Source organism: Shewanella sp. MF05913 (assembly GCF_059758095.1).
In genome coordinates, this window is sequence record NZ_JCAYNT010000003.1 from 1 (window position 1) to 22,379 (window position 22,379).

Below are 22,379 nucleotides of genomic sequence, written 5' to 3' on the forward strand. Positions count from 1 at the left end.
TATGTATATTGACCAGTCATCTCCGTCTGCAAGTAACTCTTCCATTGTATTATTTAACAACATGGGAAAATCAGGGAGACGACTATGGTAAGCTTGAAATACTTCAACCACACGGTATAAAACAGGACCTGCTTGCGTAGCACTTTGTTTCATTGTTTCTATAGGGAAATTTGCCAAGCTATCCATACTTTCAGTATCGCGAGTAATCACCGCTAAAAAATAGGCATCAATCCATTCTGATGGAGCTGCATAACCAGCTTCTAACATCCCCTTTCCATTCCACGTTACTTCGGGTAAATCATATATTTTAAAGGTAAGATCTTGCTCTGGGTACTGTGCAAGCTTTAAAAACGCGGCGTACATTTTTGACGCATAACGTAGCCCACTAGCAGATTCCTTTTCTATCTCGGGAGCTTGAACTTCCCAAGTAAGCCAGCGAGTTAGATTAACCATATCATCTGATATCATCAATAAATTGTCTCTTTTAATTTCAATGTCTTCAGCAATTTCTTCATAAGCTTGTTTTAATCGCTTTAAACGTCTTTTAAGAGGTATTTTTTCAAATTTTGGAATGTAATTGCGATTTATAATCATATCTAACCTATTGTGCTATTTCTTCTATATCAAACTCGGAAATTTCAACACTGCCAACGAGCGAACCATCCTCTGTTTTAGTTATGGGTGTTCTAACGTGTAAATATTGAACCTTTTTATTTTTTTGCCAGCATTGTAAATTGCCTCAGCAGCATCTAATTCAGACTCTTTTTGGCTACCTGCCATTAGTTTTGTAATGGCTTTTGCATATTTCGTTGTACCTTGCTGATAATATTCTTTACCAATTTTCATTTTACCTAATGGGCTACTGCCACCCTTGGCTTCAACAATAATGACATCACCATTAGCATTTTTATACACCATATCAAAGTTACCCCTTACCGATGGAGAACTATCTAAGCTCGCTGGGTGAATGCGAGTATAACCAGGGTACTGTATCTTAATCGCCGCATCTGCTGCCTTTTTTCCGATTTTTGCTGATTCATTGTTAATCTTTGGTATTTGGTCATTATAACGTTTTGTTTCTTCTGGTGAAGCTTTTGCCTTGTGCTTATCTCGCTCTATTCTGCTCATAACAAAAATATTTAATCTCATATGAAGCAAGCATTAAGTTTTCAGTACACCGACAGGAATATTGTATTGTTCCTTTATGCAATATCATTCAGGCGTAGATTGACATGCTCAACAATTAAAATGTGACCTACCCTAGTTATTTGAAACGAGACTCGCTATCTTATGGATAAATAAGACTATAATTAATCATATCATTGCTAAAGATAATCTTTATCATTCATAACCTCAACACGGAGAAGTACATGAAAATAAGTGCAAGAAATCAATTAAAAGGCACGGTTAAAGCAATCCAAACGGGTGCTGTTAACTCTGAAGTGACTATCGAATTAGCTGGTGGGGAACATATTGCATCGATTATCACTAACGAAGCTGTAAAATCACTTGATTTGAAAGTGGGTTCTACTGCATATGCAATTGTTAAAGCATCAAGCGTTATGCTTGCTGTTGATTAATGGTTAGATAAAGAACGTTAGCGCTATTTAACTGGTTTATGTTATCTATGCGCTTTATGTGAATCAGTCCGTATGTTTTACGCGTTAAATGCTGATAAACAACGGACTTTTTTACAAGTAACAGATGACACACTCAGTGTTATATTCGCCAATCGCTTATAGATTCTGACGAGTCAATCCTCCCTAATTGTATACACCCGCCTTTCCCATAAATGGTCGTTTAGTGACATCCATATGCAGATTGAACATCAAAAAATAGCTCTCATATCATAGAGAAAACAGACCTAACAGCGTAAACTGTTACTTCAGTTTTGAACAAAGAGAGCCAGACTTGTGATGAAATTCTCTGTTGATACACACGCCCATACTATCGCTTCTACTCATGCATACAGCACGGTACATGATTATTTTTCAGTGGCTAAAAGCAAAGGAATCAAATTATTTGCGATAACCGATCATGGGCCCGACATGGCCGACGCGCCGCACTTTTGGCATTTTGTGAATATGCGAGTGCTACCTAGAATGATTGATGGTGTCGGTATGCTGCGTGGTATTGAAGCGAATATAAAAAATGAGCTTGGTGAAATTGATTTTTTCGGCAGCTATTTACAAGAACTCGATATTGTCCTGGCCGGCTTTCATGAACCGGTATTTCCGCCTTCAACGAAAGAAATACATACTCAAGCACTGATTAACTGTATTGAAAGTGGTCACGTTGACATTATCACCCATCCAGGCAATCCCAAATATCCTATCGACATTATGCGGGTGGCCAAATCTGCAGCTCAACATAATGTCGCACTTGAAATCAATAACTCATCATTTTTAACCTCGCGCAACGGTAGCTTACCGAACTGCACTGCTATCGCGAATGCCGTAAAAAATGCTGGCGGTTTATTGGTGATGGGCTCTGACTCTCACGTTGCGTTTAGTCTAGGCGACTTTGACAAGTCCATTGAAGTGATTGAGGCGGTCGACTTTCCAGTAGAGCGGTTATTGAATCGCAGCCCAGCGGCATTGTTATCTTTTTTAGCCTCTAGAGGCCACACCACGCTAGATGAATATGATGTACTGATTGATTAGTAATTTATTCGATCCATTCAATATCCTGTGGCGTAATGACTGCATATCAAAATTTAAGCGCTGTTTAATTTTTTAATGTTGCGACAACTTCAGTTTGAATACGCCATTATCCGAAGGATCCATCATGCATTTTACCAAAAACCGTATTGACGCACTCGATACACGCACCCGTGCACACTTTATTAATTCATTGTCGGGTTTTAAGAGCGCAAATCTCATCGGCACCCAAGATGCTCAAGGCCAGACTAATTTATCGATAGTGAGTTCGGTTATTCATTTAGGCGCTAATCCGCCACTTGTGGGTATGATAATACGGCCCCATAGCGTCGCTCGACACACGTTTGAAAATATTCTACAAACCGGTGTTTACACCATCAACCAGGTTAATCAGTCGATTTATACTCAAGCCCATCAAACTTCGGCACGTTACGACAGAGAAGAGTCAGAGTTTGATGCCACTGGATTAACGGCAGAATACCTTATGGATTTTCAAGCGCCATTTGTAAAACAAAGTCGTCTTAAATATTCAGTCAAATTGGTAGAGCATCAACATTTAGCCATTAATGGAACTGAGTTCGTTATAGGTGAAATCATGGATGTGTATGTAGATGATAACGCGGTTGAAGCCGATGGATTTATTGATTTACACGCCATCGATACCGTTGCAATCACTGGGCTTGATAGTTATCACACAACGACTAAGCTGGCTCGTTTACCTTACGCTAAAAAATAATTCTGCAGTTTAACAAAGAAAAATCCGATTCAAATGACATTTGAATCGGATTGTTTATCTCTTTTTATGAAAATAAAAAAGCAGTTATGAGATTGTGTTACTTGTTACTTGTTACTTGCCAGTTTTTATTTCGTAGTTGCAGCTGGTACTGGCATTAAAAAGTGTTGTTTCACTGCTTCTGCCATAAGCTTTGGTGGAATTAACCCTTGCTCTAATACAAAGTTATTAAAGGCTAAACGGTCGAACTTATCACCTAGGGCAAGCTCAACGTCTGCTCTAATTTCAAGTAATCGCGATAAACCATAGAAGTAACTGCCCGCCTGCCCCGGCATACGCATGGTATAACGGTCGACTTCTTGTTTTACTGCCGCTTTTGAAAAAACCACATCATTACTGAGTAGATTATAAGCTTGCTCTTTAGTGGTTAAGCCTAAGTTGAGCATGGGGTCTAACATGGCACGAGCATTACGTAATAGGCGATGTTGCAGTGCAATCAGTTGGCCTTCAATCGGCAAATATGGCAGCATTTCTGCTTCTGCATACAGTGCCCAACCTTCAACGTTAACGCTATTAAACGCATAATACACTCGGGCTAATGACACACCCTGCTCTAACATTACCGCAAATTGTAACTCATGGCCTGGCCTGCCTTCGTGAGCACTTAATGTGTAAGCGACAGCATCAAAGTTAAAATCATCATAAGCTGCATCGCCGCTTAACGCGGGGTTACCCGTGGTCAATACAAATTGACCTTGCTCACCCGTGTTACCAATAAACGGAGGTGGTAACATATGAGGCGCCGGACTACCCGCTGCTTCTGCATCGCTGGCAAGGCGCATTATCATGTTACGCTTAGGTAAGTTGACAACGGCTTTATCGCTAATAATAGCTTCTAATTTTGTATTAATTTCACGGTAGTGATTTTCAATTTTATCATTCGATAACGATTGCTTTTTAAGCGCTCTTATCACATCACGATAGTCACTTGAAGGCATATCAAACTTTGCGGCCACTAACGGCGCTAATGCTTGCATGTTGGCTTTAGTGATCATGTAACTTGCTTTAGCACTCTCTATCAACAAGTTAGGGTCAATATCAATCCCAGCACTTTTAAGCTTTAATGCATAAATATCAGACGGCAGTTTGTAGTCAGTACGAGCATTAGGAATAACTGTTTTTTCGGCCCATTGACGATAATCGGTAATTTGTTGCTGCAATAACGCGAGGTTATCATCTGCCTGGCTGAATTCATTTTTATCAAAAAGCTGTTGTAACCCCTGGAGTAAGGTATCTGTTCTGGCTAATGCTTGTTCAACTTCTTCTTTGGTTGGGCCGAGCAATGATTTATTGCTTAACGCCTTTTCAAACAACGTTTTAGCTTGCTCAGTTAATGCTACCTGGCCATTTTTACCGACATAACAAGCCAAACGCGTCATCGCAGCCTGTTTACGACTGTCTGGCATTTGCTCATCGAGTAATGCTGACACCCCACTAAAAATGATTAACGGTACATCAACCCAGGGCAGCATGTATTTGTCGTCTAACTGCCCTGACAAAATGGTTTGATCTATATTATCAATAATAATATTAAGATCCTGGCGCACGGGTAAAAGGGTTTCTGTTTCAAGCGCTTTTAATAAGGTTTTTTTACTGTTATTAAGTGTTTGAATATACTTATCTTGTTGTGCTTTTGTAATACTGCTACATAGGTTATCAGCTTCTGTTATGCCAATAGAACTGGCCATTTCTGGCTGAAACTGACTTGTTATTTGAATTTGTTTATTGGTGTATTGATTACTAATATCAACCCACGAACTGGCCGAAGCCGTGATTGGCATTAACATCAACAGTGGGAGGATTGCGGAGATTTTTTTACCCGACATAGAAGAAGTCCTTTTGATTTGGCCTTTATTTAGCACATTATCTGGTTTATTCATTTAGCCTAATACTATAACTGAAATTCAACCTGAATAGATAAACAGCCCATTAACTAATCTGTAACGAATAATTATCAACACATCTGCTTGATAATAAGATCTTTATTGAAAGATTCGATTGTAAATCTGATTACAGAATTGAGCTTATTGATGCTACAATTTGCTAAACGCATTAGCGTAAAATAATCACATCTTTTATACACGTTTAAGAACAAAAATAGAGTCAAGTTGAATACACTCAAAACGATATATAAAGCAATCAACAAGTCTCAATTGCTCTGTGCAATTTTGGGCCTGTTTTTCTTTATTCAAATCGTTTCAGTGCCCTTTTCTGTATGTGACGATCGTGACAGTGATAATTATCATGAGTCTTACACAACAGCGAGCGAACCTTATCAACTCACTGACTCTGATACAAAAATTGATGGATGTTACAGCCTCAATCTTATCGAATCTGAACATGACACGTGTATTGAGCAGTGTGAGCATTGCAGTTGTTGCCAATATTTTCCACCTTGGCTTGATGTTCAATCCCACGCTGCACAGCTCAGTTTGATTGTAGGTCATGGTATTAACCTCATTGATTCTAAAATCATTATTGTTGCCAACAATATCTACCGCCCGCCAATTGCTTAACCTTTAACTCACTATCGACCGTCAAAACGGCCATACCTATTTAGTTGATTAAAGGGTTTAACTACTCATGTTTATTCATTACTCCTTGCTACGTAAAATATTTTTACGCAGTTGCGCAGTGTCGTTATCATTTTTGCTGATAACTAACGCAAACGCACAACCATACACGCAATTGTTGTCCTTAGACACCGCCGCGAAAATGACCTTGCAACGTCATCCACAGTTACACATGTTTAAATGGCGCCAACAAGCATTAGACGGCCAACGTTTAAACGCCGATCAAGCCGCAGCTTATGAATTAGCCGTTGAGGCAGAAAACATCCTGGGCACCGGTGATTACTCAGGGTTAAGTGCCATTGAAATGACATTAGCACTCTCGTCTTTAATTGAGCTTGGTGATAAACGAGCGGCGCGCACCAATGTTGTTGATACCAGTTACGCCTATGTAGAAGCACAAAGAAAAGCGGTGTCATTGGATTTATTAGGTGAAATGACTCAAGTTTTCATTACCACGCTGGCGCTGCAACAAAAACATCAACTGGCACAAGATGCAGCTGATTTAGCCAACACGACTTATCAGCAAATCCAAAGCCGGGTGAATAAAGGCGCTACGGCAAAGGTTGATGCATTACGGGCTAAGGCGAGTATGTTGAATGCCCAACTTGTTACTGCCGAGTTATCTGCACGACTTGATAGCCAAAAAATGTTGTTAGCAAGCTATATGGGCCAGCAACAGCCAACTTTTGAACAAGTCAGTGGAAATTTATTTGCATTTAACTCCGTTGAATCTTTTGACTCATTGTATCAACGAGTTGAAGCATCACCGGCCATTGAGATGTATGCCAGCCAAGAGCGTATTCGTGAAGCTGAATGGCAATTAGCTAAAAGTCAATCCACTGCCGATATTCGTTGGCAAGTGGGGATAAAGCATACGCAACCTAACGGTGATAATGCCTTAATGGTGGGGTTTTCAATGCCATTATTTGCTGGTGAACGAAACCGTGGCAACCTGCAATCGGCAAACGCGGCGATAAATGAAGTGAGTGTCGAAAAAGCCGCATTGCTTGTCGCGTTGCGCACGCGATTATTTCAGGCTTATCGCAGTCGTGAGCAGCAAGTCAACGCCGTAAAAAGCCTTCAACAAAACATTATTCCGTTGCTCACTGAATCATTAACCTACACCCAGCAAAGCTATCAAAAAGGCCGTTATCGCTATGCGGACTTGGTATTGGCACAACAAGAACTACTTGATGCGCGCTTATCACTAATTGATGCGGCAACCTCAGTGCTCTTAAACCAGGCCATGATTGAGCAATTAACAGCGCAATCATTAGCAACGCATTAATCCGTTTGATGCTTACGTTTTTAAGATAATGGAACAAATTAGATTATGAAAAATATCACATTACTACTTTGCCTAATATTGGCATTTCCTTACGCAGCTTGGGGCTCAGACGAACATGGGCATGATGAACATGATGTTCATGAAAAACAGCAAAGCAAAGATGAGCATGGTCATGACGAACATGATGAACATGATGAACATGATGAACATGATGAACATGATGAACATGATGAACATGATGAACATGATGAACATGATGAACATGATGAACATGACGAACATGACGAACATGATGAGGAAGGTGTTAGACATGCCGAAATTGATGCGGATATTGCCCAACGTATTGGTATTAATACCGCAGAGGTGACATCTGGGACGATTGAAAAAACCATTCGCGCGTTTGCTAAGGTCAGCGTTGCACCAAATAACACTGCCAACATCAGTGCACGATTCCCTGGCGTCGTCACAGAGCTGTATGTCACCCTTGGCGATACTGTCGCGAAAGGCGCAAATGTGGCCAAAGTGGAGTCGAATGACAGCCTTCAACCTTATACTATCAAAGCGCCAATCGCTGGAGTGATACAAGCGCAATACGTCAATATCGGTCAAACCACGGACGATAAATCGTTAATGTTAATCGTCAATCACGATGTGCTTTGGGCTGATGTAAACATCTTCCCAATGGATCGCAGCAAAGTACACGTCGGTCAATCGGCTACTTTGCATGGCAATCATCAAACCTTTAAAGGCAAAATCAGTCATTTATTACCCTCAACCGATGCACACGCAGTCACTCACGCAAGAGTAAAAATTGACAATCAACAGGGTCAGTTTATGCCGGGTGACATGCTGTCGGTCAATATCGCCGTAGATGAAATGCCAGTGCCACTGTTGGTGGTAAACGGGGCAATTCAGGAAGTCGACAATCAACAAGTGGTGTTTATCAAACAAGGTGAACGCTACGAGTTAAGGCCTATTACATTGGGTCACAGTGACGACAGATACACTCAAGTGATCTCTGGATTGGCATTAGGTGAGCAATATGTCGCTGAAAATAGCTATCTTATCAAAGCAGATATCGAAAAGTCAGCGGCTGCGCACCACCATTAAGGAGAAACACCATGTTTGAAAAAATTGTTCGTTTCTCTGTAGAACGACGTTTGTTAATGCTGTCGATGATTTTAGTGTTAATCGGTGTGGGTTTGTGGAGTTATCAGCGCTTACCTATTGATGCTGTGCCCGACATCACCAATGTTCAAGTACAAATTAATACTGAAGCGCCCGGCTTTTCGCCATTAGAAATTGAGCAGCGGATCACCTTCCCGGTTGAGTCTGCGCTCTATGGCGTACCGCACTTAAGTTATAGCCGTTCGATTTCTCGTTACGGATTATCTCAAGTCACGGTGGTGTTTGAAGATGGTACTGACATTTATTTCGCACGTAATTTGATTAATGAACGCTTGAGCTCTGTGAAAGGTCAGCTGCCTGTGGGGATAGAACCCATTATGGGACCTATCGCGACAGGGTTAAGCGAAATTTTTATGTACACGATTGATGCTTTACCGGGAGCCACTCAACAAGATGGTTCTGCTTGGGATGCCATTGCCCTTCGTGAAGTACAAGAATGGATTATTAAACCACAATTAGCTCAAGTTCAGGGCATTGTGGAAGTGAATACCTTTGGCGGTTTCAACAAGCAATATCATGTATTACCCGACCCAAGACTGTTATTGCAACATGACGTGTCTATGGAAGGTGTGGCTGAAGCATTACGCGCTAACAATAGTAATCGCGGTGCTGGATACATCGAAAAAAATGGACAACAACTGTTAGTTCGCTCGCCTGGGCAACTGAGTTCAATTGAAGAAATAGAACAAATTGTCGTGGGCTTGCAAGGAACAGAGCCGGTATTAATTAGTGATGTTGCCGAAGTGGCGATAGGTAAAGAGCTGCGTACCGGTGCTGCGACTCGAAACGGTCAAGAAACCGTGCTTGGCATGGCGATGATGCTCATTGGTGAAAACTCGCGGACAGTGTCACAAGCTGCTGCGGCAAAACTAGAAGCGATTAAGCCATCACTACCCGAGGGTGTAACGGTCGATGTGGTTTATAACCGAACCACACTCGTCGACAAAACCATTGATACGGTAAAAACCAACCTGTTAGAAGGTGCACTGTTAGTCATTATTGTGCTGTTTCTATTAGTCGGTAATATTCGCGCTGCGTTGATTACCGCGGCTGTTATCCCGTTATCGATGCTTGCTACCATCGCTGGCATGGTACAAACCGGTGTTTCGGCTAATTTAATGAGCCTAGGCGCACTAGACTTTGGCCTCATTGTCGATGGCGCGGTGATTATTGTCGACAACTGTGTGCGACGTTTATCACTGGCTCAACAACAAAATGGCGCACTTTTAGTCCTTAAAGAACGATTGAGATTAGTGGTCGATGCCACGCTTGAAGTCATTCGCCCAAGTTTGTTTGGTGTGGCTATCATCACTGTGGTGTACATCCCTATTTTCAGCCTGTCGGGTGTTGAAGGCAAAATGTTCCACCCAATGGCTATCACAGTCATAATGGCATTATTAGCCGCGATGGTGATTTCAATTACTATCGTACCAGCCGCGGTTGCGTTGTTTTTACGCGGTAAAATCAGTGAAAAAGAAAGTCCGCTGATTAACGGCGCCAAAGCGATTTATCGGCCATTATTGGAGTGGGTGCTTAATTGGCGCTGGCTTGTTGTGTCATGCACCACCGTGTTATTTGCCATTTCATTTTGGCTGCTCACTCAAATGGGATCGGAGTTTGTACCAGAGCTTGATGAAGGTGACATTACTTTGCATGCTATGCGTATTCCAGGCACAGGGCTTGAACAAGCGATAATCATGCAAGCGCAAATTGAACAACGCTTACAGCAATTCCCGGAAGTGGCTAAAACCTTTGCTAAAATTGGCACGCCAGATGTTGCAACCGATCCGATGCCGCCCAATATAGCCGACAGTTTTGTTATTTTAGCGCCGCGTGAACAATGGCCCGATCCCAGCAAGCCTAAAAACGACTTAATTGAAGAGTTAGAAGCGGCATTACGTGAATTACCAGGTAATAACTACGAGTTTGCCCAACCGATTCAAATGCGATTTAACGAATTAATTTCAGGCGTTAGAGCTGATTTAGGTATTAAAGTCTTTGGTGATGACCTTGACCAGTTATTGCAAACTGCCAATGACATTAATCAAGTGGTGTCGAGTATTGATGGCGCTACCGATATGAGTATTGAACAGGTAACGGGTTTACCGATGTTATCGATTGTGCCAAAGCGGCTGGCATTATCGCGTTACGGGCTTAACATCACGGCTTTGCAAGATTTAGTCGCGACCAGTATTGGCGGTGAAACGGTAGGACAAATCTACCAGGGCGATAGACATTTTGAGCTGGTCGTTCGGTTACCAGAATCTATTCGTGTTGACATAGATAACCTGCAATATCTGCCAGTACCATTACCCAATGGCGGTTATGTGCCATTAAATGAAGTGGCAACAATAGAAACCAAGCCTTCGCCAGCTCAAATTAGTCGAGAAAATGGTAAACGCAGTATTGTGGTGACCGTGAATGTGCGTGATCGCGACCTTGGCAGTTTTGTCGCTGAAGTTAAACAACGTATTAGCACAGACGTCAATATACCGAGTGGATATTGGCTTGATTTTGGTGGCACCTTTGAACAGCTAGAATCTGCCAGTAACACATTGACCGTCGTGATCCCGGTGACCTTGTTGGTTATTTTTGGCTTACTGATGATGGCGTTAAATTCGTTTAAAGATTCGCTCATCATTTTTACAGGCGTGCCACTGGCGCTTACTGGCGGTGTGTTGTCATTGTGGTTACGAGACATGCCACTGTCTTTATCCGCTGGGGTCGGTTTTATCGCACTTTCTGGTGTTGCGGTATTGAACGGCTTAGTGCTGGTGACGTTTATTCGTCAACTATGGAGTGAAACCGGTGATTTACGCAGTGCCATTATTGATGGGGCTAATATTAGATTACGCCCAGTATTAATGACTGCATTAGTTGCCAGTTTAGGTTTTGTGCCTATGGCACTGAATATCGGAACTGGTGCAGAGGTTCAACGACCTTTAGCAACTGTGGTAATTGGTGGGATTATTTCGTCCACGTTATTAACTTTATTGGTGTTGCCGGTGTTGTATCAGTGGATCCATCGACGTGATCCTAAGCCGAGTCACGATTGAACAACTAACTAACTAACGACTTTCTAGTAAATACTAACAGCTAACAGCTAACTGATTTAGCCAAATAAACAAAAACCGCAACGATAACGTTGCGGTTTTTTGTTATGTAAATTTAACGGTCTTTTGAAACATCATTAACTTTATTCAGCTTAAAAAGCAAAGTCTTCACTGTCTAGTGCCATCATCGAATCAACACCATTAGCTATACACGCTGCATGACCTTTTGCTCTAGGTAACATACGTTGGATATAAAATTGTGCAGTTTTGATTTTAGCTTCATAGAATGCTGTTTCTGTGGTGCCCGCAGCCAGTTTATCTTGCGCAACTTTAGCCATTTTAGCCCAGAAGAATGCAAGCGTGACATAACCTGCAAACATCAAGTAATCAACAGAAGCGCCGCCGATTTCGTCAGGGTTCTTCATTGCTTTGCCCCCAATTAATACCGTCAGCTCATGCCACTCTTTTGCATACGCCATGATAGGTTTAATAAACTCTGCCATGGCTGGGTTATCCATGTTTTGTTGGCAAAATACAGTCACATCTTTAGAGAAAGGCTTTAACACTTCGCCTTGAGTACCAATAATTTTACGGGCTAACAAATCAAGTGCTTGAATACCGGTGGTGCCTTCGTATAGACAACTGATTTTTGTGTCACGCATCAGCTGTTCCATGCCCCACTCTTTAATAAAGCCATGACCACCAAAAATTTGCACACCGTGGCTGGTACATTCAAAACCAAGTTCTGATAAAAAGGCTTTGGCAATAGGCGTTAGCAAAGCAAGCTTGGTTTCAGCATCGGCTTTAACGGCCTCGTCTTTTTCAGCATGGCCAATATCCACCAATTGCGCTAAATATGAAATTAACGCACGACCACCTTCTGCAATCGACTTTTGGGTCAATAGCATTCTTCGCACATCTGGATGAACAATGATTGGATCGGCTGGGCCGTTAGGATTTTTAACACCACTGATTGAACGCATCTGTAGACGGTCTTTAGCATACGCTAACGCGCCCTGGAATGACGCTTCAGCGGCTGCAACCCCTTCACTTGCTACACCAATACGTGCAGCATTCATAAAGGTGAACATGCATTTTAGGCCGCGATTAGGTTCGCCAATAAGGTGACCTGTTGCGCCATCAAAGTTGATCACACATGTAGCATTACCATTAATACCCATTTTGTGTTCAATAGAGCCACAATTTACGCCATTGCGATCAGAAATTGTGCCATCTTCATTAACGTTAAATTTCGGTACGATAAACAGCGAAATACCTTTATTACCTTCTGGCGCCCCTGGAATACGTGCAATAACGATGTGGACAATGTTATCTGATAAATCATGTTCACCGGCGGAAATAAAGATTTTAGTGCCGCTTAATGAATAAGTGCCGTCAGCTTGTAATTCAGCCTTGGTGCGCAACATGCCTAAATCGGTACCACAATGTGGTTCTGTTAAACACATAGTGCCGGTCCACTTGCCTTCAACAAGCTTAGGCATAAATTGTTGTTTTTGGGCATCTGTACCATGCGCTTCGATAGTCGCTAGCGCGCCATGACTTAAGCCTGGATACATCGCGAAACTGTGGTTAGCACTGGAAAACATCTCAGCGATACTAATGTTGAGTGAGTGAGGTAAACCTTGGCCGCCAAACTCTTCAGATTGCGATAATGTTGGCCATCCACCTTCAACATATTGTGCATAGGCTTGTTTAAATCCATCTGGTGTGGTGACCACCCCATCCTTCCATGTACATCCTTGCTGATCGCCAATTTGATTTAATGGCGCTACAACTTCTTCAGTTAATTTAGCCGCTTCAGCAATAATGGCATCAACCATATCAAGGCTTGCATCTTGATACCCTAAATGTTGATAGTGCGCTTCGCACTCGAGCAATTCTTGCATAACAAATTTAACATCACGGATGGGGGCTTTGTATTCAGGCATTGTTGCTCTCCAAATGAGTCTTTAAACATTAATGGGTTAGAAATAAGTCGATGCCTTTATAGCATCGACTCAAAATAGCTTATCTCTGATGCTAAATTAACTTTAAGTATTATCCAAATGCATAATAATTATATGTATACATTCGTCATATTTATAGTTAGCAGTAGATCTCATCCATAAAAAGCCTAACTATCCACGCTTCGTATAACCTACTAATCAACACTCAACGACTAAATTTGAGTAAAAACACTAGTTTACCGCCCTATTATTCATTATATGAATAGTTGCTTATTAAAATAATTGATTTGTTTAATGTTGTAACACGCCCTAGCATGATTTGGCGGTTAATTGTTCACTATAAGTGGTAATTTCGTATTTTCAGGATAAGTTTTCGATCAGAAATTTGAAAAGAAAATGTTGTGCTGTTGATTCCCCTTGTTGTTATTGAATATAGCTGTTTTACAAAGATCGATAATTACACATTACAAACAAGAACGCTTAAGCGTCGTATATATCTTTGGTAATTCAACGTATTAGTTAAGCTTGTTTAATAGCAATTAGTCTTTATCTGGGGAAATAAATGAATAATAAATCACAGATTTTTAAGTACTCTGTTCTTTCGTTAGCGGTGTTGGGTGTACTCAGTTCAACCGCTTATGCCGATGATGAGAAGCCAATAAAAAAAGATGACGATATGGAACGCATTGTTGTCACCGCCTCAAAAAGAGCAAAAGGATTACAAGAATCACCTGTTGCAATCACTGTGGTCAGCAGTAAAGCGATTGAACAGGCCAAAGTCATGGACATTGATGACTTACAAACTTTAGTGCCCACCTTACGTGTTACCCCGTTACAACGTTCAACCAATACTAACTTTGCCATTCGTGGTTTTGGTAATGGTACCAATAACACCGGTATTGAGCCCTCTGTTGGGGTATTTATCGATGGTGTTTATCGCTCACGCGCAGCAGCTCAAATTGGTGACTTACCAAGACTGCAACAAATTGAAGTATTAAGTGGGCCGCAAAGTACCTTATTTGGTAAAAATGCTTCAGCAGGTGTCATTAGTGTCAGCACACGCGAGCCGGCCTATTACCAGGAAGGTAAAATTGAAGCGGGTATTGGCAATTTTAACCAAAGAGTAATGAAAGGTTATTACACCAATGGCATAACCGATAATTTGGCCTTTAGTGTCTCGGGCGGTTTTAATACTCGTGATGGTTATACAGAATCGGTTTCGGGTTTAGGTGATATTAACGACAAAGATCGTTGGAATGTGCGTGGACAAGCTCTGTATGAACCGACTGAAGATGTAAAACTGCGCTTAATCGCCGATTACAGCAAAATAAACGAGGCATGTTGTACGGTTGAAAACTCAATCAATGGACCAACTACCGGTGCTGTACGGGCATTAGGTGGAGTGGATTTAGACGAAACCAGCTCTTTTGCATATAAATCGGCATTGAATTCAGACCCCATCAACAACGTTAAAGACGGCGGCGTATCACTGCAACTGGATGTGGATTTTGACGGTTACTCATTTACCTCAATCAGTGCGGTACGTAATAACGAATCTGATTTTATGAATGATGTTGATTACACCTCTTTGGATATTCTCAACGAAGGTGGCTATACCGACATTGATACCATGACTCAGGAATTTCGTCTCGCATCAACGGACGAACGTCAATTAGAGTGGATGTTTGGTGCATTCATATTCCATGAAGAAGTCACTACAGGTGACACGTTGTATTACGGCAATGACATGAGAAATTACTTTGATGTTCTCATGTCAGCAGGTGGCGCACCAGGTTTGCTTGCGGGTGTAGAAGGCGCTTATGGTCTTGATGCTGGCACATTTTTTTCAGGTAACACGGCAGTCAGTTCAGAGTTTAAACAAGACAACGATGCGTATTCTTTATTTGCCAGTTTTGATTACCACATTAATGACCAATTCACGGCAATTTTTGGTGTGAGTTATACCAATGACCAAAAAGAAATCACCATTTCGCAAAACCATAACGATGTGCTTTCTGCGCTTGATTTAGCCACCGTACCGACATTATATGGTGTGCCTATTGGTAACATTCCACAACTTGCTCCTGCAGTACCGGTATTAGAAGGTCTGCAATTTTTACCGCCGATGTTAGGTTTGCCTAATGCGGCTGAAAACAATGAGTCAGATGACAGTAAAGCCACTTGGTCTATGCGTTTGGCTTATGAAATCAATGACAATATTAACATTTTTGCCACAGCAGCAACGGGCTTTAAAGCCACATCGTGGAATTTATCGCGTTATTCAAGTCCTTTTGCTTCAGATCAGGCAGCAATAGAAACTGCAGGTATCGCACTGCCAAATCAAGTTTATGGCGGCCGCTATGCTTCACCTGAAGAAGCCATGGTGTATGAGATTGGCATTAAAACCCAATTTGAAAATGGCTCGTTTAACGCAACAATATTTGACCAAACTATCGAAGGTTTCCAATCATCAATCTTTATCGGTACGGGATATGTGCTAGCGAATGCGGGCAAACAAAGCACCAAAGGTATCGAGTTTGATTCAAATTATAACTTAACCGACGATTGGTCATTTACATTGGCAGGTACTTTCCTTGATCCAATTTATGACTCGTTTGAAGGAGCATCGGGTTTAGACGGCCCAGTTGATTTGTCTGGTGAAAAACCAGCGGGTATTCATGAAGTGAGTATCACTGCCGGGATTGTCTATAACTTTGAAGTGTTTAATGGTGCAGATGGTTATGTTCGTACAGACTATCTCTACGAAAGCGATGTTAAAGTTGCCGAAAATACCCCTGAATCTCTCTCGCGTGAAGTCAATACCTTCAATGCCAGTACCGGCTTGGCCTTCGATAACGGCCTAAGTTTGCAACTTTGGGTGCGCAACTTAACCAATGATGAGTATTTATTGTCGGCTTTCCCACCTCCAATTCAGGCGGGCAGCTTTAATGGGTACCCAAATCAACCACGTACTTTTGGCGCGAACATTTCGTACCAGTTTTAATTAACCCAACCGTCTGTAACGTCAGTAAGCATATTGCCGACGTTACAGATTTTTGACCTTATAAACTCATTTATACCTGAAAAACAGGTATAGCCTTAATGATAAATAACAATAAGAGTTGTCACTATGTCTATAGAATCTATTTTAAAAAACCGTTATTCAGTTCGTGCATTTCAAGACAAGCCAGTGCCTGACAATGTCTTAAAACAAATCTTTTCTAGTGCGCAACTTTCACCCTCAAATTGTAATGTCCAACCTTGGCAACCGTGTGTGGTGTCTGGTGCGACAAAAGATAAGCTAAAAACCAAGTTTATTGAAACCTTGATGAGCGGCGCCTCACCTAATCCAGATTTCAACTGGTTACCGCAATATCAAGGTGTACATCGAGATCGTCAATTTGGTTCAGCGAATGCGCTGTATAGCTCAGTCGGTATCGCTCGCGAAGATAAAAAAGCCCGTCAAATGGCGATGGTACGCAACTGGCAATTTTTTGATGCCCCTCATGCGGTGTTTTTTACCATGGACAAGTATTTAGACATTATGGGTGCCGTCGATTTAGGCATTTACGCGCAAACGTTATCGTTAATTATGGCAGAACACGGCGTATCTAATTGTATGCAAGGCGCGCTGGGGCAATTCCCTGATCCCGTTCGTGAAATCTTAGGCCTACCTGACGAACGTGGCATTTTATTTGGCATGTCATTTGGTTACGCCGATGACACGGCACTCGTCAATAATACCCGTACCGAACGTGAAGCACTTGGCACTGCGGTCACCTTTTTCGAATAACCCACTTTATTTGGCTCGACTTGACTCAGTTTATATTCAGTATGGAGATGGCATATGTCACTAACGCATCATTATATCGACGTCGATGGTGTTAACATTCATTATGTTGAGTCAAGTCCTCAAGCATCACAGCAGCCGATTGAAACATTAGTTTTTTTACATGGATTTCCAGAATATTGGGGAACATGGCATAAACAACTGGCATTGTTCGGCCAACAATATCGGGTAATAGCACCCGACTTACCCGGATATCACCTTAGCGATAAACCCACTGATGCCGCATTTTATGCCGTGCCAAACCTGATTGGCTTTATGGGTAAATTTATTAGCGCGATAAGTCCAAATCACCCTGTAACCTTAATTGCCCATGATTGGGGCGGCGCAATTGCCTGGCCGTTAGCCGCATTTAACGCCTCGTTGTTAACTCGTTTAGTGATATTAAATGCAGCGCATCCGAGTACCTTTACCCGTGAGATGATCAACAACTCAAATCAGCGCAGTAAAAGTGCTTATATTCATGAGCTTATTGGAGCAGAAGCGGAAAACCTACTAACACAAGATAATTACCGTTACTTAGTCGATAAGATTATGCAGAGCCAACAACCGGCTATTTTTACCCCTGACGTGTTAGACGCTTATCGGCAAGTCTGGCGACAACCGGGGGCGATAAATGGCATGTTGCAATATTATCGTGCCATGCCACAACTTGCGCGTAACGACACCCAGACTGATGTTAAGCATGACACCAACGTCTCTTCATGCGATCAGGTTAAACACACTTCAGAGCTAAAAATACCTAATATTCGCATTAATCTGCCCACTCTTGTGCTGTGGGGCGAGCAAGATTTGGCATTCGTGAATGAAAACCTCGATGGCTTAACTGAATACGTACCGAACTGCACCATTAAACGCTTTTCTCAAACCAGTCACTGGATCCAACATGAAAGACCCAACGAAGTAAATAAGGCAATAAGTGATTTTTTAACTTCAATACAATAATAACAAAAAGGTAATTTATGACGGCTACTCAATTTACACCAAACCGTGCTGCGGTATTTGAAGTCAGCAAAAATGATCTCCAAACCACTCGGGTTATCGATGTCGATATCACTACGCCAATGGCGCATAACGAAGTGTTATTACGGATCGATAAATTTGCGCTAACAGCCAACAATATCAGCTACGGTATTACCGGTGATGCCCTAGGATATTGGCGCTTTTTCCCGTCAAATGAACCTCAACATTGGGGACGCTTACCCGTGATGGGCTATGCCGAAGTGATTAAATCTAAAAACGATCAGATATTAGTGGGCGAACGAGTGTGGGGATTTATGCCTATGGCGACCCACCTAATTATTGTGGCAGGCCATGTTTCGCAGTATGGTTTTAGTGATGTTAACCCTTGCAGAGAAGGCTTATCTCCGGTTTACAATCATTTCGATCGCGTGGGTGCCAATCCCTTTTATCGCGAGCAAAACGAAGACTACGATATTTTATTGCGCGGATTATTGACCACATCCTGGTTGGTTGACGACTTTATGTTCGACAACCAGTATTTTGCAGCCAAACAATACCTGATTACTAGTGCATCAAGTAAAACCAGTATTGCCCTTGCCTACTGCATCAAACAACGAGGTGAACGTCCCGCCATCGGCATCACCTCACAGGCGAATAAAGCCTTTGTGGAGTCACTCGGTTGTTACGATAAGGTCATCAGTTATCAACAAATAGCCGAGCTAGACCCAACAGTGGCATCAATATTAGTCGACATGGCTGGCGGTAAAACCACTTTAGCGGCTATTCACCATCATTTTAGTTCACAGCTTACCTACTCTTGTCGCATTGGGGCTACACAACACAACGACATCGATATCACCCAAGCAGGTGCAGAAACCAATCTTCCTGGCGCGACGCCGACATTCTTTTTTGCCCCGACACAGCTTAAAAAACGCAGTAAAGATTGGGGCACAACAGAAACGATGAAACAAATGAGCCTCGCTCTGCTGGGTTATATCGACTTTTGTAAGAGCAATATCTCGACTCATCATATACACGACCTCAAGCAAGTTAACGATGTTTATCAAACGGTGTTAGCAGGCACTGCCGATGCTTCGGTGGGTATCGTCGTTAACCCAAATGGTGTGTGCAAATAGCCGGGTTATATCACTGGCAATGCGACCTGTTAATGAGTGAATAAACAAACAAATTTAAAACGGAAGTTTTCCCTAACTATTGCCTAGCTTTTACCTTTAATAGCTAAGGTTTATCGTTTTTACTAGAGGTTATTATGGACAATATGGAACTGATAACGTTGGTCAACACACAAATTATTCCAGTGTGTATCTTCTTGATTATGATGGGAATGGGTTTGTCGCTAGTGGTCAATGATTTTAAACGAGTCATAAAATACCCCAAAGCGGTAGCCATAGGGTTAACCAATCAACTCTTACTGCTTCCAATCATAGGGTTTGCGCTGGCCAGTATAATGCCATTAGAGCCTGAATATGCGGTGGGTGTCATGCTATTAGTGTTATGCCCTGGTGGCACGACATCGAACATGTTTTCACATTTGGCCAAAGCAGATGTCGCCTTGTCTGTCACCATGACTGCGGTCGCCAGTTTAATCACAGTGTTTACTATTCCTGTTGTGCTCAATTTCTCGCTTATTCACTTTATGGGTGAAGGCAGCGAGTTTCAGTTACCCATTATGGCTACCATGATCAGTCTAATGAAACTCACCATTGTGCCTATAGCGGTGGGCATGTTAATCAGGAGATATGCGCCAAAGCTAGCAGAAAGCACACAAGTGCACGTGTCACGTTTCGGTATTTTATTTTTAACCTTACTGATTATCTTTTTGACTTATATTCAACAGGATATTGTTATCCCAGCACTGATTGCAGCGGGTCCCGTGTCTATTATCCTCAATATTTCAACCATGCTGTTGGGTTATTACTCGAGTAAATGGTTTGGCCTTAACTTTGCTCAACGTACTTCAATTACCATTGAGGTGGGCTTGCAAAACAGTACGTTATCAATGTTTATGGCGCTTACACTGCTCGCTAATTATAAAATGTCATTCACACCAGCCATTTACACGCTTACCATGCTATTTACGGCAAGCATTTTAGTCGGTATGTTAAACACCAAATACATCAAAGCTAGACAGCTAAGGGCGTCTATCGCCCAAAGCTAGGGTTAAGATGCTTTGAAACAGAGTTAAAACAACTTAAAACACATAATAACAATCGCTTAAAAACAACAATAACGTGAAAAACATTAGGTGAAGTATGCAATTAGTTAACTTAACGATTGAAAATAACGTTCATATCATCAGCTTAAATAATGGCAAAGTGAATGCCATATCACCTGAAGTGATTGAACAACTTAATAGCGCTTTAGATGCAGCAGAGCAGCAAGCCGCCGTGGTAGTTCTCACCGGCCAAGCAGGCATATTCTCTGGAGGCTTTGATTTAAAGACCATGAAGCAAAGCTCAGAGGCTGCTATAGCACTGGTCACCGCTGGTTCTAGCTTGTCACGCAGAATGTTAGCCTTTCCAACGCCTATTATTGGTGCATGCAGCGGTCATGCAATCGCTAAAGGTGCATTTTTAATGCTCAGTTGTGATTATCGAATAGGCTGTGCTGGTGAATTTAAAATTGGTTTAAACGAAGTCGCTATAGGCATGACAATGCACCAGGCCGGCCTTGAAATCGCCCGTAATCGCATTCCAACACACTACCTTACTCGCGCGGTCATTAATGCAGAATTATTTAGTCCAGAAACAGCCGTTGAAGCGGGCTTCTTAGATAACGTAGTTGAACCAGATCAATTAATGAGTACTGCCATGACGGTCGCAAAACACATGCAAACCCTCAATATGACCGCTCATCACGGAACTAAGCTCAAAATGAGGCAATCAATATTGGCAGCGCTTGATGCTGCAATCATTGAAGACCGCAATATCACCCTGGCTTTGTAACTAGCGCGCTGTAACTAGAGCGCTGTAACTAGAGCGCGTAACTAGAGCGCGTAACTAGAGCGCGTAACTAGAGCGCTAACAATTGTTAGCAATCTAGTTAAACCAACATTAAAACGATAAAAACAACTATAAGGACATAGACATGACCACACTAAAAACCTACAAAACCTTAAGCGTTGATATTAATAACAAAGTGGCGCACATCATCTTCACCAGACCCGATTCGTTAAATTCAATGAATGTCGATTTTTGGCATGAATTCCCGAGTGTAATCCACGACATCAATAATCAGTCGGCAGCAAGAGCCATTGTGATTTCATCTACCGGCAAGCACTTTTCTGCGGGGATGGATTTAGCGGTATTTAGTGCCAACACTGGCGCAGATAAAATGGAGTTAGGCCGTAAACACGAGCAATTACGTCGTTTAGTGCTTAAATTGCAAGACTGCTTCACGGTATTAGAATCTGTACGTATGCCAGTGTTAATGGCCATTCAAGGTGGTTGTATTGGCGGCGCAGTAGATATGGTCACCGCCGCCGATTGCCGATACTGCACCAGTGATGCTTTTTTCAGTATCGAAGAAACCAAACTCGGCATGACCGCCGATGTCGGAACATTACAACGTTTACCAAAGCTTATCTCTATTGGTTTAGTCAAAGAGCTTGCCTACACAGGTCGCAGAATGCCAGCGGCAGAAGCCAAACAAGCTGGTTTAGTTAATCAAGTATTTGACGATCACGCATCAATGCTTAGTGCAGTGCTTGCCATCGCAGAAGACATTGCCTCTCGTTCACCTCTAGCGGTAGCCGGTTGTAAAGAGATGATTAACTATGCACGCGATCACAGCGTTGCTGACAGCCTCAATTATATGTCTGTCTGGCAAAGTGGCATGTTCCAACCGCAAAACGATATGATGGAAATATTTAAAGCCAAAGCGCAGAATCGAACGCCAGAATTCGAAGAACTGGCTCAAATAAACCCAACAACAATATTCTAGGTATTATTGATTAAACGCACTGTTTGTTATCTTCACTATAAAACCCTCACTCATAGATGATTTTATTTGATGGTAAACAGTGCG

18 protein-coding genes are annotated in these 22,379 nt (G+C 42.0%); 14 read left to right on the top strand and 4 right to left on the bottom strand.

The annotated features are described in order from the left end of the window. Together AC19MV_RS05760 and AC19MV_RS05765 are read right to left on the bottom strand one after the other, a co-directional pair. On the bottom strand, nucleotides 1-594 hold a 594-nt coding region (locus tag AC19MV_RS05760), incomplete at its 3' end, for an immunity 49 family protein (protein WP_498306278.1). Nucleotides 595-675: 81 nt separating this feature from the next. Further along, complete coding sequence (locus AC19MV_RS05765; protein ID WP_498306280.1) at nucleotides 676-1,149, bottom strand: hypothetical protein; 474 nt, start codon at nucleotides 1,147-1,149, stop codon at nucleotides 676-678. A 221-nt stretch (nucleotides 1,150-1,370) separates the two neighbouring features. On the opposite strand from AC19MV_RS05765, the gene AC19MV_RS05770 reads away from it, so the two are divergent. From AC19MV_RS05770 to AC19MV_RS05780, 3 genes are all read left to right on the top strand, one after another. Next, nucleotides 1,371-1,580 (top strand): TOBE domain-containing protein, encoded by a 210-nt coding sequence (locus AC19MV_RS05770; protein WP_432400316.1) that lies wholly within the window; start codon nucleotides 1,371-1,373, stop codon nucleotides 1,578-1,580. Nucleotides 1,581-1,916: 336 nt separating this feature from the next. Next, a complete protein-coding gene (locus AC19MV_RS05775) occupies nucleotides 1,917-2,663 on the top strand; it encodes a phosphatase (protein ID WP_498306625.1) in 747 nt (248 codons plus the stop codon). Between the two features lie 124 nt (nucleotides 2,664-2,787). Beyond that, nucleotides 2,788-3,396, top strand: a complete 609-nt coding sequence (locus tag AC19MV_RS05780) for a flavin reductase family protein (protein ID WP_498306282.1) — start codon at nucleotides 2,788-2,790, stop codon at nucleotides 3,394-3,396. Nucleotides 3,397-3,521: 125 nt separating this feature from the next. Here AC19MV_RS05780 and AC19MV_RS05785 read toward each other — a convergent pair whose 3' ends face one another. Next, nucleotides 3,522-5,279 (bottom strand): DUF885 domain-containing protein, encoded by a 1,758-nt coding sequence (locus tag AC19MV_RS05785; protein ID WP_498306284.1) that lies wholly within the window; start codon nucleotides 5,277-5,279, stop codon nucleotides 3,522-3,524. Between the two features lie 282 nt (nucleotides 5,280-5,561). On the opposite strand from AC19MV_RS05785, the gene AC19MV_RS05790 reads away from it, so the two are divergent. The 4 genes from AC19MV_RS05790 to AC19MV_RS05805 all read left to right on the top strand — a co-directional run bounded on the left by AC19MV_RS05790 (nucleotide 5,562) and on the right by AC19MV_RS05805 (nucleotide 11,558). Beyond that, nucleotides 5,562-5,969: a hypothetical protein gene (locus AC19MV_RS05790; protein ID WP_498306286.1), complete on the top strand. Its 408-nt coding sequence runs from the start codon at nucleotides 5,562-5,564 to the stop codon at nucleotides 5,967-5,969. Nucleotides 5,970-6,036: 67 nt separating this feature from the next. Further along, nucleotides 6,037-7,314 carry a TolC family protein gene (locus AC19MV_RS05795; protein WP_498306288.1) on the top strand — a complete coding sequence of 426 codons (1,278 nt, stop codon included), beginning with the start codon at nucleotides 6,037-6,039 and terminating at the stop codon, nucleotides 7,312-7,314. Between the two features lie 45 nt (nucleotides 7,315-7,359). After that, nucleotides 7,360-8,424 (top strand): efflux RND transporter periplasmic adaptor subunit, encoded by a 1,065-nt coding sequence (locus AC19MV_RS05800; RefSeq protein ID WP_498306290.1) that lies wholly within the window; start codon nucleotides 7,360-7,362, stop codon nucleotides 8,422-8,424. Nucleotides 8,425-8,435: 11 nt separating this feature from the next. Next, complete coding sequence (locus AC19MV_RS05805; RefSeq protein ID WP_498306292.1) at nucleotides 8,436-11,558, top strand: efflux RND transporter permease subunit; 3,123 nt, start codon at nucleotides 8,436-8,438, stop codon at nucleotides 11,556-11,558. A gap of 149 nt (nucleotides 11,559-11,707) precedes the next feature. On the opposite strand, the gene AC19MV_RS05810 is transcribed toward AC19MV_RS05805, so the two are convergent. Further along, nucleotides 11,708-13,504 carry an acyl-CoA dehydrogenase C-terminal domain-containing protein gene (locus AC19MV_RS05810; protein WP_498306293.1) on the bottom strand — a complete coding sequence of 599 codons (1,797 nt, stop codon included), beginning with the start codon at nucleotides 13,502-13,504 and terminating at the stop codon, nucleotides 11,708-11,710. Nucleotides 13,505-14,084: 580 nt separating this feature from the next. On the opposite strand from AC19MV_RS05810, the gene AC19MV_RS05815 reads away from it, so the two are divergent. The 7 genes from AC19MV_RS05815 to AC19MV_RS05845 all read left to right on the top strand — a co-directional run bounded on the left by AC19MV_RS05815 (nucleotide 14,085) and on the right by AC19MV_RS05845 (nucleotide 22,295). After that, the gene (locus tag AC19MV_RS05815; RefSeq protein ID WP_498306295.1) at nucleotides 14,085-16,526 is read left to right on the top strand and encodes a TonB-dependent receptor; all 2,442 of its coding nucleotides are present in this window, start codon (nucleotides 14,085-14,087) and stop codon (nucleotides 16,524-16,526) included. Between the two features lie 126 nt (nucleotides 16,527-16,652). Continuing rightward, nucleotides 16,653-17,315: a nitroreductase gene (locus AC19MV_RS05820; protein ID WP_432400307.1), complete on the top strand. Its 663-nt coding sequence runs from the start codon at nucleotides 16,653-16,655 to the stop codon at nucleotides 17,313-17,315. 54 nt (nucleotides 17,316-17,369) lie between these two features. Beyond that, nucleotides 17,370-18,314 carry an alpha/beta fold hydrolase gene (locus AC19MV_RS05825; RefSeq protein ID WP_498306297.1) on the top strand — a complete coding sequence of 315 codons (945 nt, stop codon included), beginning with the start codon at nucleotides 17,370-17,372 and terminating at the stop codon, nucleotides 18,312-18,314. 17 nt (nucleotides 18,315-18,331) lie between these two features. After that, the gene (locus AC19MV_RS05830; RefSeq protein WP_498306299.1) at nucleotides 18,332-19,468 is read left to right on the top strand and encodes a DUF2855 family protein; all 1,137 of its coding nucleotides are present in this window, start codon (nucleotides 18,332-18,334) and stop codon (nucleotides 19,466-19,468) included. Between the two features lie 143 nt (nucleotides 19,469-19,611). Further along, entirely contained in the window at nucleotides 19,612-20,511 is a 900-nt protein-coding gene (locus AC19MV_RS05835) for a bile acid:sodium symporter family protein (protein ID WP_498306301.1), read from the top strand. A gap of 94 nt (nucleotides 20,512-20,605) precedes the next feature. After that, nucleotides 20,606-21,298, top strand: a complete 693-nt coding sequence (locus AC19MV_RS05840; protein ID WP_498306303.1) for a crotonase/enoyl-CoA hydratase family protein — start codon at nucleotides 20,606-20,608, stop codon at nucleotides 21,296-21,298. A gap of 142 nt (nucleotides 21,299-21,440) precedes the next feature. Next, the gene (locus tag AC19MV_RS05845) at nucleotides 21,441-22,295 is read left to right on the top strand and encodes a crotonase/enoyl-CoA hydratase family protein (RefSeq protein WP_498306305.1); all 855 of its coding nucleotides are present in this window, start codon (nucleotides 21,441-21,443) and stop codon (nucleotides 22,293-22,295) included. Nucleotides 22,296-22,379: the final 84 nt, after the last annotated feature.